General features: G+C 42.6%; 14 protein-coding genes. 7 read left to right on the forward strand and 7 right to left on the reverse strand.

Going from position 1 to position 14,804, the window contains the following annotated elements; genetic code table 11:
• Positions 1-9 precede the first annotated feature (9 nt).
• From gatB to gatC, 3 genes are all read right to left on the reverse strand, one after another.
• Positions 10-1,458: an Asp-tRNA(Asn)/Glu-tRNA(Gln) amidotransferase subunit GatB gene (gene gatB, locus BHC43_RS07710; protein WP_257378002.1), complete on the reverse strand. Its 1,449-nt coding sequence runs from the start codon at positions 1,456-1,458 to the stop codon at positions 10-12.
• Between the two features lie 15 nt (positions 1,459-1,473).
• Positions 1,474-2,931, reverse strand: coding sequence for an Asp-tRNA(Asn)/Glu-tRNA(Gln) amidotransferase subunit GatA (gene gatA, locus BHC43_RS07715; RefSeq protein WP_100157002.1), 1,458 nt, complete (start codon positions 2,929-2,931; stop codon positions 1,474-1,476).
• 90 nt (positions 2,932-3,021) lie between these two features.
• Complete coding sequence (gatC, locus tag BHC43_RS07720) at positions 3,022-3,309, reverse strand: Asp-tRNA(Asn)/Glu-tRNA(Gln) amidotransferase subunit GatC (RefSeq protein WP_100157003.1); 288 nt, start codon at positions 3,307-3,309, stop codon at positions 3,022-3,024.
• Positions 3,310-3,499: 190 nt separating this feature from the next.
• Between gatC and BHC43_RS07725 the strand changes: the two genes are divergently transcribed.
• From BHC43_RS07725 to rodA, 5 genes are read left to right on the forward strand one after another with little or no spacing between them, the layout of a single operon-like run.
• Positions 3,500-4,537, forward strand: a complete 1,038-nt coding sequence (locus BHC43_RS07725) for a rod shape-determining protein (protein ID WP_037405504.1) — start codon at positions 3,500-3,502, stop codon at positions 4,535-4,537.
• A gap of 31 nt (positions 4,538-4,568) precedes the next feature.
• Positions 4,569-5,459: a rod shape-determining protein MreC gene (gene mreC / locus BHC43_RS07730; protein WP_100152611.1), complete on the forward strand. Its 891-nt coding sequence runs from the start codon at positions 4,569-4,571 to the stop codon at positions 5,457-5,459.
• Positions 5,452-5,949 carry a rod shape-determining protein MreD gene (gene mreD, locus BHC43_RS07735; RefSeq protein WP_100140624.1) on the forward strand — a complete coding sequence of 166 codons (498 nt, stop codon included), beginning with the start codon at positions 5,452-5,454 and terminating at the stop codon, positions 5,947-5,949. The genes mreC and mreD overlap by 8 nt, the downstream gene beginning before the upstream one ends.
• A complete protein-coding gene (mrdA, locus tag BHC43_RS07740; RefSeq protein WP_100157004.1) occupies positions 5,946-7,985 on the forward strand; it encodes a penicillin-binding protein 2 in 2,040 nt (679 codons plus the stop codon). Before mreD ends, mrdA begins: the two co-directional genes overlap by 4 nt.
• 11 nt (positions 7,986-7,996) lie before the next feature.
• On the forward strand, positions 7,997-9,103 hold the full coding sequence (gene rodA / locus BHC43_RS07745; protein ID WP_100140622.1) for a rod shape-determining protein RodA: 1,107 nt from the start codon (positions 7,997-7,999) through the stop codon (positions 9,101-9,103).
• Positions 9,104-9,224: 121 nt separating this feature from the next.
• On the opposite strand, the gene clpP is transcribed toward rodA, so the two are convergent.
• From clpP to BHC43_RS07765, 4 genes are all read right to left on the reverse strand, one after another.
• On the reverse strand, positions 9,225-9,836 hold the full coding sequence (clpP, locus tag BHC43_RS07750) for an ATP-dependent Clp endopeptidase proteolytic subunit ClpP (RefSeq protein WP_100140621.1): 612 nt from the start codon (positions 9,834-9,836) through the stop codon (positions 9,225-9,227).
• Positions 9,837-9,922: 86 nt separating this feature from the next.
• Positions 9,923-11,242, reverse strand: a complete 1,320-nt coding sequence (tig, locus tag BHC43_RS07755; protein WP_100152613.1) for a trigger factor — start codon at positions 11,240-11,242, stop codon at positions 9,923-9,925.
• A gap of 162 nt (positions 11,243-11,404) precedes the next feature.
• The gene (locus BHC43_RS07760; protein ID WP_180297454.1) at positions 11,405-12,277 is read right to left on the reverse strand and encodes a DUF1853 family protein; all 873 of its coding nucleotides are present in this window, start codon (positions 12,275-12,277) and stop codon (positions 11,405-11,407) included.
• A gap of 40 nt (positions 12,278-12,317) precedes the next feature.
• Positions 12,318-13,130: an RNA methyltransferase gene (locus BHC43_RS07765; protein WP_100140618.1), complete on the reverse strand. Its 813-nt coding sequence runs from the start codon at positions 13,128-13,130 to the stop codon at positions 12,318-12,320.
• A 244-nt stretch (positions 13,131-13,374) separates the two neighbouring features.
• On the opposite strand from BHC43_RS07765, the gene BHC43_RS07770 reads away from it, so the two are divergent.
• Positions 13,375-14,166, forward strand: coding sequence for an inositol monophosphatase family protein (locus tag BHC43_RS07770; RefSeq protein ID WP_100140685.1), 792 nt, complete (start codon positions 13,375-13,377; stop codon positions 14,164-14,166).
• Positions 14,167-14,250: 84 nt separating this feature from the next.
• On the forward strand, positions 14,251-14,724 hold the full coding sequence (locus BHC43_RS07775) for a copper chaperone PCu(A)C (protein WP_100157006.1): 474 nt from the start codon (positions 14,251-14,253) through the stop codon (positions 14,722-14,724).
• Positions 14,725-14,804: the final 80 nt, after the last annotated feature.

Genomic DNA, 14,804 nt, shown 5'->3' on the forward strand with positions numbered 1-14,804 from the left:
TCTAATCCTTTACGCTTGAGCCAGTTTGCTGCGTAATAAAGTTTGCACCTGCTGCGGGTTGGCTTTGCCGCGTGAAGCTTTCATTACTTGACCTACTAAAGCGTTGAATGCTTTTTCTTTACCTGATTTAAATTCTTCAACAGATTTCTGATTTTTAGCAAGCACTTCATCGATGATTTGTTCTATAGCGCCGATATCTGTCATTTGTTTCAGGCCATCACGCTCAATAATGGCATCAGCAGTCAGATTACTGTCCCACATGGTTTCAAAAACCTGCTTAGCTAATTTGTTACTTAAGGTATTATCTGCAATCCGGTTAGTCAGTCCAGCTAGACGCTCGGCACTGATCGGACTGGCTGATATGTCAATTCCGGCTTTATTCAGCGCAGCCGCAAGTTCTCCAAGCATCCAGTTGGCTACAAGTTTGCCATGCCCCCCTATTTTTGCAGCCTGCTCAAACCAGCTGGCCTGAATATGGTTGCTGGTTAATAAGCGTGCATCATAGTCAGAAATGCCATATTGCTCTATGAAGCGTGCAGCCATTTCTTTTGGTAGCTCAGGCATGGAGGCTTTGGCCGTTTCCAGCATTGTATCTGTAATTACAACCGGCAATAAGTCTGGATCAGGAAAGTAACGGTAGTCATGAGCATCTTCTTTGCTGCGCATTGCACGTGTTTCCCCCTTATTGGGGTCAAACAGGCGAGTCTGCTGTATAACTTTGCCTCCGTCTTCAATCAATTCGATTTGCCGTTCAACCTCGTAATTGATGGCCTGCTCTAGAAAGCGGAAAGAATTCAGATTTTTAATTTCACAGCGTGTTCCGAATTCAGCCTGTCCTTTAGGGCGTACTGATACATTGGCATCAATACGAAATGAACCTTCTGCCATATTGCCATCACAAATATCTAGCCATGTAACTAAGCTATGCATTGCTCTAGCATAGGCAACGGCATCGGCAGCCGAACGCATTTCAGGTTCGGAAACTACCTCTAGCAAAGGTGTACCGGCACGATTTAAATCAATACCGGTATAGTGTTCGAATTCATCATGTACAGATTTGCCAGCATCTTCTTCCATATGCGCTCTGGTCACGTTGATGATTTTAACTTCATCACCTACTACGATTTCCAGCTGCCCATGCTCTACTATCGGTAAATCTAATTGACTGATCTGATAGCCTTTTGGTAGATCAGGGTAAAAATAGTTTTTCCGGTCAAATACGTTTTTCCTGTTAATCGTGGCATTCAATGCCAAACCAAGCTTGATGGCTTTATTTACCACTTCGCGATTCATTACTGGTAAGGCACCGGGCAAGGCGCAATCTACTACATTTGCCTGAACATTCGGCGCTGCACCAAAAGCAGTAGAAGAACCACTAAAAATTTTGGATTGTGTATTTAGCTGAACATGGATTTCCAGACCGATTACAGTTTCCCAATTCATTCTGTTTTCTTTCAATTCGTATACTGGCTGTTATTGTGCAAATGGTGTTCTGGTATGCCAGTCACTATGTTGCTGTATTTGATGTGCAATTCCAAGCAGGCGGCTTTCGGCGAAATAGTTACCGATGAGCTGTACTCCCACAGGTAGTCCACTGGTGGTTTGACCGGCGGGTAAGGCGATGCCCGGTAATCCAGCTAAGTTAAGTGAGACAGTGTATATATCAGAAAGATACATTTGCACTGGATCGTTACTGTGGCTGCTTAGTTTTGGTGCAGCAGTAGGTGCTACCGGAGCCAAGATAATATCGCATTGATTAAGTACAGCTTGAAAGTCGTTGGCTACCATACGACGTAGTTTTTGTGCTTTAAGATAATAGGCATCATAGTAACCATGTGATAATACATAGGTACCAATCATGATGCGCCGTTTTACTTCTTCACCAAAGCCTTCAGCACGGCTTTTACTGTACATTTCATCTAAATTGCTGAATTCTTTTGCTCGGTATCCGTAACGAACACCATCATACCGAGATAAATTGGTACTGGCCTCTGCTGATGCCAAAACGTAATAAGCCGGAATGGATAATTCAGTATGCGGCAAAGAGACATCAATAATTTCTGCCCCTTGTTTTTTCAGTATATTTAAAACTTCCTCAATGGATGAATGTATTTGTGAATCAAGCCCCTCTCCAAAAAACTCTCGTGGCAGCCCTATTTTTAAACCCTGAAGCGGACGGTTTAAATCTCGAGTGTAGTCTTCCTTATCACGCTCTATACTGGTGGAATCCCGTTCATCAAAACCGGCCATGCTGTTTAGTAGCAAAGCGCAGTCTTCAGCGGTTTGTGCCATTGGGCCGGCCTGATCAAAACTGGAAGCATAAGCCACCATGCCAAAGCGGCTGATGACACCATAAGTAGGCTTCAGACCAGTGATGCCGCAATGAGCTGCCGGTTGACGGATAGAACCACCAGTATCTGAACCTAATGCTGCTGGTGCCAGTCGCGCTGCAACAGCAGCGGCAGAACCACCGGAGGAACCACCAGGAACATGATCATGCTGCCAAGGGTTTTTGGTAATGCCATAATGTGAGGTCTCAGTAGTTGAACCCATGGCAAACTCATCCATATTGGTTCGACCCAGTGTGACCATACCTGCATCCAGCAAATTCTGTACTACAGTGGCGGTATAGGGGGCAGTAAAATTATCCAGCATTTTGCTGGCACACGCGCTGCGCCAGCCTTGCTGGCAAAAAATATCTTTGTAGGCTATGGGTACACCTGTCAATACACTGGCTGAACCTTGTGCCAAACGGTCATCGGCAACTTTGGCCTCTGTTAGAGTACGTTCTTTATCCAGCGTAATATAGGCATTCAGGCTGGGATTATCCGCTGCAATGGCTGCTAGGTATTCCTGTGCCAACTCGCTTGCTGAAGCCTGTTTGCTTTGCAGTAAATCACTGCATTGTTTCAATGTGTAGTTTTTGGGCATGGTGGTCAGATAATGTTCAAACAGTGTGATAAGAAGCTGTTTGTGATAATTTCAAAAATTAAAGATATGGCTTAATTGGCAAATCTGAACTTATTCGATTACTTTAGGTACAAGGTACATATCTTTGTCGACCAAAGGTGCACAAGATTGTATAGCCTGATGCTGATCAGTTTCAGTCACGATGTCATTGCGTAAACGTAATGCGAGTTCATGAGGATGTGCCATCGGTTCAACTTGGTTTGTATCGACTTCCTGCATTTTTTCGACCAGTTCGAATACATGATTAAGTTCTGCCAGCATATTATTTCGCTCAGCTTCTGAAAGACTCAAGCGAGAGAGGCGTGCGAGCTTATCTACATCACTTAGTGTTAAAGCCATCAAAAATCCTTAAATTTGATTTAGCAAAACGAGCAAACTGCGGTATCATTGCGCGTTCTGATTCGGTTTTTACATAGTCAGGAATTATAACCGAAATCCCTATTCTATGGCGCATTGATTTGCTTTGGTTAATGTGTCAAACAACTGCTTTTGCCATACTGATAATTTTAAAGTTCATTAGGACAGCCCCATGTTTCGCTTTTTTACTAAATATTTATCCAATGATCTGGCTATTGATCTTGGTACAGCTAACACTCTGATTTTTATTAAAAATAAAGGCATAGTATTGAACGAGCCATCTGTGGTGGCGGTACAGAACGATACGATAAATGCCAAAAACGGCATGCTGGCTGTGGGAACGGCGGCGAAAAAAATGCTGGGCCGTACACCGGGTAGCATTCAAGCAATCAGACCGATGAAAGATGGTGTGATAGCTGACTTTAATGTTACTGAAAAGATGCTGAAGCAGTTTATAAAAAAAGTGAACAATAGCCGTTTTACTGCTCCGCGTATCGTAATCTGTGTACCTTGCGGTTCTACTCAGGTTGAGCGCAAGGCTATTCGTGATTCTGCTCTGGCAGCGGGTGCATCTATCGTAAACCTGATTGAGGAACCGATGGCTGCAGCGATTGGTGCCGGTTTGCCGATCGAAGAACCAACAGGATCCATGGTGGTGGATATTGGCGGTGGCACTACTGAAGTGGGGGTAATTTCGTTATCCGGCGTGGTGTATTCCCACTCTATCCGTGTGGGTGGTGATGCGTTTGATGATGCCATTATCAATTATGTGCGCCGCAATTATGGCATGTTGATTGGTGAATCAACTGCTGAGGAAATTAAGAAAAATATCGGTTCTGCTTTCCCCGGGATGGAAGTTAAAGAAATTGAAGTTAAAGGACGCAATCTTGCTGAAGGTATTCCGCGCGCCTTTACAATTAGTTCTAATGAAGTGCTAGAAGCGCTGACAGAACCATTAAATCAAATTGTGCAGGCCGTTAAAAATGCTCTGGAACAAACACCTCCAGAATTAGGTGCAGATATTGCCGATCGTGGTCTGGTATTAACTGGCGGCGGTGCTTTGCTGAAAGGGCTTGACCGATTGCTATCAGAAGAAACCGGTCTGCCAGTTATGATTGCAGAGGATCCTCTTACCTGTGTTGCCCGCGGTTCTGGCCATGCGCTAGATATGATTGGTAAGATGAATTCTGTATTTGTATCTAATCCCTAAATGCCGTAATTTTTGTTCAATGTAATTGATAATGGCAGAGCCTTCACTAAATTTTGTTCACAATGGTCTGCGCAGTACCAGTAAACTGGTTGTTCTGTCACTGGTTTCGGTAGTGTTGCTTTTGCTTGATAACCGATATGATGTGGTTAAAATAAGCCGCAATTATATTGCTACGGCTTTGTACCCGTTTCAGTGGCTAGCGATGCAGCCGGTTAACGCTGTTTCCAATGGTATGGTTTTTCTTGAGAAGCAGCAAAATCTGAGCAATGAAAACAGATTATTGAAGGCTCAGAATGCACAATTAAAATTGCAGCTCAGTCAGCACGCAGTAGAGTTAAAGTCTGTGCTTAATCTGAATCAGCTGAATCAGGTGCAAAAAGCAGCTTTGCCACAGGCGCAGGTAGCGCAGATTGTATCAAATGACAGTAATCCGCTTGCTGATAGGTTTATTATTAATAAAGGTAGCCATCATCAGATTCGCATGGGAGATGCAGTAAGTGATGAGCATGGCCTAATCGGACAGATTACTGCAGTTCAGCCTTTAAGTTCGGAGGTTATGCTGATAACCAGTACTAATGCAGTGATTCCGACTATGGTTATGCGCACTGGAGTTCGTACATTGGTTTATGGTCGCTCTGGTAGTTTGGACTTGCGTTATTTTCCGGCTAATGCCAGTTTATTACCCAATGATTTGCTGGTAACGTCTGGAATGGATAGTGTTTATCCAGCAGGTATACCAGTTGCTACCGTCACAAAAGCACAAAGTGGTAATGGTTCGCCCTATTATCGTGCTCAGATTGAGCCGGTGGCACAAATGCGTAGCAGCACATTTGTGCTGGTTATTCCCCAAAAGCATGGGCAGACAGCTCATTATTCTGCTGATGTAGCAGTGACTAACCCAACATCCGCCAATCATGACTGAAGTAGACAGCCTGCACCGCCATACCCGAAAACGGCTTATTGTTTTGAGTCTTGTGGCTGCATTATTTCTAGATTTAATTCCTATTCCCCAGCCACTAGCCGGTTGGCTGCCAGCCTGTACGGCAATGATGACTTTGTACTGGAGCTTACACCGGCCGCAGAATGTTGGTATTGGCATGGCTTTTATACTTGGTCTGATTGTGGATGTTGGTCAAGGTACACCATTTGGTCAGCATGCACTTGCTTTGATTGCTGCGGTGTATGTAATTGAGCAAAACCGGCACCAGATGCTTGGTTACTCATATGGGTTTCAAGCACTAACCATTTTTGGTAGCTTGATGCTGATGACACTAATTTTGGTAATTGTTCATTTTTTTTCTACGCATCAGTTCACAGGCTGGAATCTTTTTGTTTCACCCTTTATCAGTGCTTTGCTCTGGCCTCTGTTATCTAAATTCATGCTTTATCTCGCCTACTCTAGACGTCTATGAAAGCACTGCAATTTCGAACCAAAAAAAAACGTCCGTCCAAACCGGCTCAGTATGGTGATCTGGGACTACGGATTGCAGTAGCATTTATATTAATTATTGTTTGTTTTTGCCTGTTAATTGCACGCTTTGTTTATTTACAGGTTATCAAATATGATGATTATGTTATTGCGGCTACCAATAATCGTATTTCTTTGATTCCTACGCCACCGGTACGCGGTGAAATTGTAGATGTTAATGGTGTAGTGCTAGCCCATAATTATCCCGCATATTCGCTGGAGATTATCCCTAATCAGGTGCCGGGAAAAATTGATGATACTATTAATGCTTTACGCGCTTATGTAGACATCACACCCAGTGATTTGAAACGTTTTGCTAAATTTCGCGCTGATTACCGGTCTTACGATAAAGTCCCTTTAAAACTGAAGCTCACCATGGAAGAAGCCAGCCGCCTTGCAGCTGAACTATATCGGTTTCCGGGTGTGGAAATAAATGCCCGGACTTTCCGAGATTACCCGTATGGTGAGTTACTGGCACATATTGTTGGTTATATCGGCCGTATTAGTGACCGTGATATGGCGGCGCTGGATAAGGCTAATCTTACTAATCTCTACCGTGGTAGCACACATATCGGCAAAATGGGACTGGAAGAATATTATGAGCGCCAGCTGCACGGTGTGCCTGGATATCGTGAAGTTGAAAAAGATGCTCAGGGTCATATTGTTCGGACAATAAAAACCGTACCAGCCATTCCAGGCCAAACGTTGAGGCTAGGACTGGATATCCGTGTACAGCAGGAAGCCGACCGGTTGATGAGCAATAAACGTGGTGCGTTGGTGGCGATAAATCCGCAGACCGGAGCCATTCTAGCAATGGTATCCAAACCAAGCTACAACCCTAATTTGTTTATTGATGGAATAGACACGGAAACCTGGAAAAGTTTGAATGAAGATTGGCGCCATCCATTATTGAACCGAGCTACACAAGGGATGTATCCGCCTGGTTCAACTTTCAAACCCTTTTTGGCTATGGCTGCACTTGAAAGTGGCAAACTAAATCAGAACACTGTCTTGCCTGCCCCTGGTGTCTGGAGTATTCCCGGTTCTACGCATCAGTTTCGTGATGCGGCACGAGGTGGACATGGTTCTGCTAATCTGAGCAAGGCCATTCAGGTATCATCGGATACATTCTTTTACCGGCTGGGCTACGAAATGGGTGTTGACCGTATGTCGCCCTATCTAGCCGAATTTAATCTTGGTAAACAGACCGGTATTGATATTAATCATGAATATGCAGGTGTGTTGCCAACTCGTGCATGGAAAGAGAAAAGATTTGCTCGTTATAAGCCACAGGCACGGGTGTGGCAACCGGCCGATAGTGTCAGTATGGCCATTGGACAGGGTTACAATGCGTATACACCATTACAAATGGCTTTTGCTACTGCTATTTTGAGTAATGATGGCATTGTTTATCGTCCTCATCTGGTACAGGCTTTACTCGACCATAATTCCCAAAAAATGACCTTGATTGATCCTCAGCCTGTCAGAACTGTGCCATTTAAACGCAGCAATTTTGAATATGTGAAGGACGCAATGCAAAAAGTATTGAAGCCGGGTGGAACTGCTGCTGCAATCGGCTCTGGTTTGGGTTATACCATGGGAGGTAAAACCGGGACGGCACAAGTGGTACAGATTAAGCAAGGTGCTCGTTATAACGCTGCAGCACTAAAAATGCAGTTACGTGACCATGCTTGGTTTATTGCTTTTGCACCGGCTGACAAACCTCAGATAGCTATAGCTGTAATTCTTGAAAATAATGGCTGGGGAGCTACGGCTGCACCATTGGCTCGACAGCTGGCCGATTTTTATCTGTTGAAACTCAAAAATCTTCCTAGCGCAGGTGTGGCCAGCAATGCTTCTGATTTGCCGGTAAATGATTTATCCAATAATGCCATGATGGATGCGCAACAGCATGATGAGCATAATCAGGCTGCTTTGCCACCATTACTGCGTGCCTATCGTCCACAGTCAGGCTTGTGAGATAAATAAATATGATTAATGAGAAGCAATGGTTGAAACGTATCTGGTATAAGCTCTGGGCACCGATGGATGTGTGGCTTTTTTATGCTATGTTGATAATCTATGTCATGAGTTTATTTCTACTTTACTCGGCAGATGGACAAGATTTTGGCCAGCTGGAAAATAAAACCTTGCATACTATTCTTAGTTTTATTTTATTATGGCTGATTGCACGAACTCCACCGCAGATATTAAGTAATTTTGCGTTACCCCTTTATGGTTTAGGTATATTACTTTTGGTGGGTGTGCATTTTGCTGGTATCACTGTAAATGGCTCTACTCGCTGGCTAAATATTGGGATAGGACGAATCCAGCCCTCAGAAATCATGAAAATTGCTGTACCAATGCTGATTGCATGGTATTTCCAGAAAAATGAAAGTAATATTCGCTGGTATCACTATATTATTGCCTTTGTGCTGATATTTATCCCTGTAGCACTGATTTTGAAACAGCCTGATTTAGGTACTGCCACTTTGATTATGGCCTCCGGCTTGTTTGTTATATTTTTTGCTGGTTTACCGTGGAAAGTTATTATTACTGCGATTATCGGGTTTGTGGCTATGCTACCTATAATTTGGAATTATGGTATGCATGATTATCAGCGTATGAGGGTTCTGACTTTGCTTGACCCTACTAAAGATCGTCTTGGTGCTGGTTATCATATCCTGCAATCGATGACGGCTATTGGATCAGGAGGAATTTGGGGAAAAGGTTGGCTCGAAGGAACTCAGACACATCTTGATTATATTCCTGAATCCACAACTGACTTTATTTTTGCAGTTTTTGGAGAAGAGTTTGGTCTGATTGGCAATATTCTGCTAGTGAGTGTATATACATTTATTTTGGTGCGCGGTTTATATATTACGCTTAAAGCACCTACTTTGTATTGCCGTACTTTAGCTGGTGCACTGACTATGACATTATTTTGCTATGCATTCGTTAATATGGGCATGGTTAGTGGTATTCTGCCTGTGGTGGGAGTGCCTTTGCCATTGGTAAGCTATGGTGGTACTGCTACTTTATCAGTAATGGTGATACTGGCGATGCTAATGGGTATTAGTAATCAACGTAAAAGCTAATTTCAGCTCGAATAATTTATACTGTAGGGTATTGTGAAAAATTATAAAATCGAAACCAATTTTGGTTTCGATTTTATATTGATTTAAAGCTTGCTCTTAGTTAATTAAGCATCAGGAATGTTTATTTGGGGCGATGAACCAGTACTTCGTCAATTAATCCGTATTTTTGTGCTTCTTCTGCTGACATAAAATTATCACGGTCTGTATCTTTTTCAATTTGTGCCAGTTTTTGGCCAGTATGACGAGCTAAATGTTCGTTTAACTGTTTTTTCAATTTGAGTAATTCACGCGCATGAATTTCGATATCAGATGCTTGTCCGCCTAAGCCGCCGCTGATGAGAGGTTGGTGAATCATTACACGGCTGTTTGGCAATGCGAAGCGTTTACCTTTAGCTCCGGCAGATAAAAGGAATGCCCCCATACTTGCAGCCTGACCCAAGCATAATGTAGCTACATCTGGTTTAATAAAATTCATGGTATCAAAAATAGACATGCCGGCAGTGACAGACCCACCCGGTGAATTAATATAGAGAGAAATATCTTTATCGGGATTTTCGCTTTCCAAAAATAATAACTGAGCTACAATCAGATTAGCGGTTTCGTCTGTAACAGGCCCTACCATAAATACAATCCGCTCTTTAAGTAAACGTGAGTAGATATCGTATGCGCGTTCACCACGGCCGCTTTGTTCGACCACCATGGGTACGAGACCAAGATTCTGTATATGTGACATGTTTTTTCCTCAATAGAAATAAAAGCACCCAAGCAGCTTCTCAACTACTTTGGTGCTTTTGGTCATTTATTCAATGTTTGCTATGTTTAGGCCTGTGCCTGCTGTCCCATTACTTCATCAAAAGTAAGCACTTTATCGCTAACTTTGGCTTTACTGAGAACATAGTCTACAACATTTTGTTCGATAGCCAGAGAAGTTGGCCCTTGCAGATTTTTTTTGTCGCTATAGTACCAATCAATAACTTCCTGTGGATCTTCATAGCTGTCGGCGAACTCATTGATAACTTTACGTACCTGTTCTTCGCTTGGCTCCAGTTTTTCTTCGCGTATCAATTCGCCCATAATCAGGCTAATGGCTACTCGGCGACTAGCTTGTTCATTAAACATGTCAAGCGGCAAGTCCAAATCTTTTTGATCCATACCCTGCGCGGCAAAATTTTCTTTCATGCGTGCTGCCATGCTCTTGGCTTCTTCGGTAATCATAGAAGTAGGTACTTCGATAGGTGTAGAGGCCAGCAAAGCGTTAATAGCACTATCTTTTGTCATTTCACTAACGCGACGGTTTACTTCTCGGCTGACATTTTTTTTGATTTCAGCACGCATTTTTTCTACGTCGCCGTCTTCAATGCCCAGTGATTTGGCAAATTCTTCATTTACTTCCGGCAGAACAGCTTCTGAAACATTTTTTAGAGTAATGGTAAAAATAGCTGTTTTACCAGCGAGCTCTTTGCTCTGGTAATCTTCTGGAAAGGTAACTGATACTTCTTTTACATCACCTTCTTTCATACCGGCAATACCTGTTTCGAAGTCAGGCAGCATCTGGCCTTTCCCTAGTAAGAACGGATAGTTTTCAGCAGATCCTCCAGCAAAAGCCTCTCCATCAATTTTGCCAGCAAAATCAATGATTACCCGGTCTCCAATTTGTGCCTCCCGTTCTACGTGATTAAAACGTGTACGCTGCTGGCGCAAGATGTCGATGGTTTTATCGATTTCTGTATCACCGATTTCAGTACTGAATTTGGTGACTTCCTGAGAAGTTAAATCGCCGATTTTGATTTCTGGAAATTCTTCATACACTACAGCAATTTTGTAAAATTTTTCATCGTCCTGATCTTCATCTTCCAAAGCGGTGAGGCTTTTCAGGCCTGCAACTTTGAGTTTTTCAGCTACAATGAGGTCTTCGAAAGCTTTATGGGTCATTTCGTTCAGCACTTCATCGCGAATGCCATAGCCATACATGGAATCAATGATTCGCAGGGGTGCTTTACCAGGGCGAAAGCCATCAACGCGAGCACGTTTTTGTGCCACTTTCATTCGTGCATTGACTTTTGCCCGGATGTCTTCCCAGTTCAGAGCCAAAATAATTTTACGCTCTAAATTATCTAATTTTTCTACTGTTACGCTCATCGTTAACCCTTAGATGTCAGTTAATCTGATTTGTTTGATTTGTCTTCAGGCACTGCCTGGGCTGTCAGTACCCGGCATTCTTTCATGCAGACAAAATTAAATCGCAAGTTTACCATAAGCCTTTATAAAAGCCTATGTAATGTCCGAGACACTTGCAGTAATTTATGGTTGAACAGGATTTTTGTCTTTTTTCATGATTCTTTCTGTTTCGTGCCAGTAACCATCTTCATGCTTTTGTACTCTTGCTATGATGCCCTGCTTTATTTGTTTAATCTGATTAAAATTCACAATCGCATTGCTGCTAATGCGTACTGGTGATAGTAAAGATAAGTGATTAAGTAGATAAAAGCGAGAATCTTCCGGAGCTTCCAAATCAGACCAGTCTTCGATATACCGTCCCTGCCAGCATAAAGGATTTAATGGTGTTTGAAAAGGTGTGTTGCCCGTAGGGGTAAAGAGCATACCTCGGATTATACTGGCTTGCCGGAGCTCTTCTGGTTGCACAGATAACTTTGCCAGCGATTTTTTGGCTTCTAGACTTGTGCTCAATGCTATCTGCTGTATGATTTTATCCCTTTTGTTTTTCAGCAGATCTGACTGATTTAGACCAATAAAGCTTTCCAGTTTATTTGAATAACTACCATAATATTTACACGCCAATTCTAGATGATATTTTTGATTATCCAGCTGTACGATGAAATCCATGGCTCCAGCTGTGCGCTGCTTAGCCATCACTGTCAGATTATGGGCAATGAGCTGGCTATGCGGTGCATTTAAAAACCAGTATTGCAATAATTTTTCTGCATATATACCCAGATGGGATTGATAACCACTGTGTCTTTTCAGGAATATATATAAATCCTCGGGTTGTTTATCAAGAGCGAGTAAAAACCGAAAGCCATCATCCCCAAGTAATTGGGAAATAGGCAATTCTAAGGTAGATATCCATGGTGAAGGAGCGGTTAGTAAACTAGCCAAATCGCGTACAATGGTTTTTTTTAACCGCCACCAGATGGGATCAGACGCATAATTCATGAGTAGTGCTTTCTCCTTTATAAACATGATTTATTGAAAGTTAATCTTGCTTTTTCTGAATTTGCTGGTTAATGGTGTTATAAAAGCCACGTAAGATGTCAATATCTTCGGTACTGAGTTGCGCTCGGTCAAACATGGCAGCCATACGGCGCATTAACCTTGTTTCATTACGCCGGTTAAAGAATCCGGCTTTATCCATTACCTGACGTAGATGTGCCACCATATCATGTGTTTGTTGATGTGTGGCCAGATTTTTTGGCTGTATCAAATGAGCCATGCTGCTGTTTACATGGCTGAATAATTCATAACAAATTACCTGTACGGCTTGGGCTAGATTTAGTGAAAAATATTCAGGATTACCGTTGATGGTAATTAGGCGATTGCAGCTTTGTACTTCTTCAATACTTAGTCCATAAGTTTCATTACCGAATACTAATGCAATTTTCTGCCCAGCTCTGGCTGTATCCAGTAATGATGGCATGATTTCGCGTGGTGTGTACAAAGGAGCTGTTAGCTCACGCCGCCGGCTGGTAAGGGCACAAGATAATGTGGTATCAGCCAGAGCTTCATTAAGTGTGGCTACTACGTGTGCGTTTTCCAGCACATCTTTTGCTCCAGATGCAAGAATAAAGCTTTCTTCCGGTAAAGCAAATGTGTCTGGATTGGTACTGTCGAATACTGGAGGCTGCGTTGTCATGGGAGTTTGCATCAGATTTGGTGCGACCAGTGTCAGGTTGGTGAGACCCATGGTTTTCATGGCACGAGCTGCGGAACCAATATTTGCCGGATGGCTGGTACGTGTGAGTACTACAAGTATGTTACTTAAAAAATCGGGAAGTACGGGTTTGTTCATGTTTAATATTAAATCTGGGGAAGAGCTCAGAAATAGCAGAATCCTGATATATCCAGCATATTATAGCAAAATGAGTTTATATATTCTGTATATGAAAGTAGCCGGTTTTGGAAAAAGCAATTTTGCCGTATAATTAATTTCTCTATTCCATTGCCGCTATGTTGTTTTAATGCGGCATTTGTTCTTTAAAACACGTCTTTTCTATCTGTTTGAAGCTTTTATCAGCCATATCACGAGAATGAGCATGAATCCTATTTTGACTACTGCCTGGAAAGCAGCGCGTAAAGCCGGCCAGATGATGCATCGCGCCAGCAGCAATTTAAATAATATTAAAATTGACAATAAAGCTGCTAACGATTTTGTTTCTGATGTTGATCGTGAGGCGGAACGAATTATTGTTAGCACTATTCAGGAAGTATATCCCCAGCATGCTATTCTGAGTGAAGAAGCCGGTCAGCTGGGAAATATTCATGCTGAGTATCAGTGGATTATTGATCCTCTGGATGGAACTACGAATTATTTGCATGGACATAAGCAATATGCTATTTCTATGGCGCTATTGCACAAGGGAACATTGGCTGAAGCACTGGTTTATGCTCCAGAGCACAATGATCTATATGTTGCCAGCCGTGGGCAAGGTGCGCTACTAAATGACAAACGTATTAGAGTAAGTAGTCGTATTGACTTGCTGCGTAGTCTGATTGCTACCGGATTTCCGGTGGTTGATCAGAGTATGATGAATACTTACCTAGCCATTTTAAAAGATGTGCTGGCTAAAACAGCCGGTGCACGCCGTGAAGGTTCGGCCGCATTGGATTTATGTAATGTAGCCTGTGGCCGTGTGGATGGTTTTTTTGAATTTAATCTTAAACCTTGGGATGTTGCCGGCGGTGCTCTGATTGTTCAGGAAGCTGGTGGGATTGTTACCGATATGCAAGGTGAGCAGGCGTGGCTGGACAGTGGAGATATTGTAGCTGCCAATCCGAAAATTCTGGCTCAATTATTGCAGATTTTTGCACCTCATTTAGCGGTATAATGTAAGTAAGTTGTGATGGTTTAGGCTAATTCTGGTTAAATCATCACAAACAAAATTACTGTGAAATTTGCTGAAGGCGATAACATGAAAAAACTACTGTTTACTGCATTATTAGTTTCTTATGTTAGCCTGCTGATGGCTAAGGGCATTGAAGCAAATAATGCTTGGGTTCGTTTTAGTGTGCCCGGCATGTCGTCCAGTGGTGTATTTATGGATCTGGATAATCAATCCGGCAGGGATGATATACTGCTTAGCGCTTCGACACCGGTGGCAATGTCTGCTGAAGTGCATGAAACGGTAGAAACTGACGGTGTGATGAAAATGCGTTCTTTGTCCAAAGGTTTGCCTTTACCTGCTGGCAAAGTGACACATTTACAGCCAGGAAAAATGCATATTATGCTGATGGGTTTAAAAAAACCATTGGCTAAAGATACTACTATTCCATTGCGATTGACTTTCCGTCATGCACGACCCCTTGTTCTAAATGTGCCTGTTGCTATAGGACCGGCTTCCGCTGATATAAGCCAAACTGAAAATTCTCATCATATGCATCATTAAAATAATCTGTGTCTTAAATTAAATGACGGGGAAGTAAATTTTAAACAGAATTAATTTGTTAACTCTGTTTACAGATGCGG

The sequence above is a fragment of the Snodgrassella alvi genome, assembly GCF_002777855.1.
GTDB classification, from domain to species: Bacteria; Pseudomonadota; Gammaproteobacteria; order Burkholderiales; family Neisseriaceae; genus Snodgrassella; species Snodgrassella alvi_E.

Excerpts from the sequence above, each read along its gene's own strand:
- gatC (WP_100157003.1), bottom strand. The coding sequence starts at position 3,309 with ATGGCTTTAACACTAAGTGATGTAGATAAGCTCGCACGCCTCTCTCGC.
- mreD (WP_100140624.1), top strand. The coding sequence starts at position 5,452 with ATGACTGAAGTAGACAGCCTGCACCGCCATACCCGAAAACGGCTTATT.
- mrdA (WP_100157004.1), top strand. The coding sequence starts at position 5,946 with ATGAAAGCACTGCAATTTCGAACCAAAAAAAAACGTCCGTCCAAACCG.
- clpP (WP_100140621.1), bottom strand. The coding sequence starts at position 9,836 with ATGTCACATATACAGAATCTTGGTCTCGTACCCATGGTGGTCGAACAA.
- mreC (WP_100152611.1), top strand. The coding sequence starts at position 4,569 with ATGGCAGAGCCTTCACTAAATTTTGTTCACAATGGTCTGCGCAGTACC.
- BHC43_RS07725 (WP_037405504.1), top strand. The coding sequence starts at position 3,500 with ATGTTTCGCTTTTTTACTAAATATTTATCCAATGATCTGGCTATTGAT.
- BHC43_RS07775 (WP_100157006.1), top strand. The coding sequence starts at position 14,251 with ATGAAAAAACTACTGTTTACTGCATTATTAGTTTCTTATGTTAGCCTG.
- BHC43_RS07770 (WP_100140685.1), top strand. The coding sequence starts at position 13,375 with ATGAATCCTATTTTGACTACTGCCTGGAAAGCAGCGCGTAAAGCCGGC.
- gatA (WP_100157002.1), bottom strand. The coding sequence starts at position 2,931 with ATGCCCAAAAACTACACATTGAAACAATGCAGTGATTTACTGCAAAGC.
- BHC43_RS07760 (WP_180297454.1), bottom strand. The coding sequence starts at position 12,277 with ATGAATTATGCGTCTGATCCCATCTGGTGGCGGTTAAAAAAAACCATT.
- rodA (WP_100140622.1), top strand. The coding sequence starts at position 7,997 with ATGATTAATGAGAAGCAATGGTTGAAACGTATCTGGTATAAGCTCTGG.
- tig (WP_100152613.1), bottom strand. The coding sequence starts at position 11,242 with ATGAGCGTAACAGTAGAAAAATTAGATAATTTAGAGCGTAAAATTATT.
- BHC43_RS07765 (WP_100140618.1), bottom strand. The coding sequence starts at position 13,130 with ATGAACAAACCCGTACTTCCCGATTTTTTAAGTAACATACTTGTAGTA.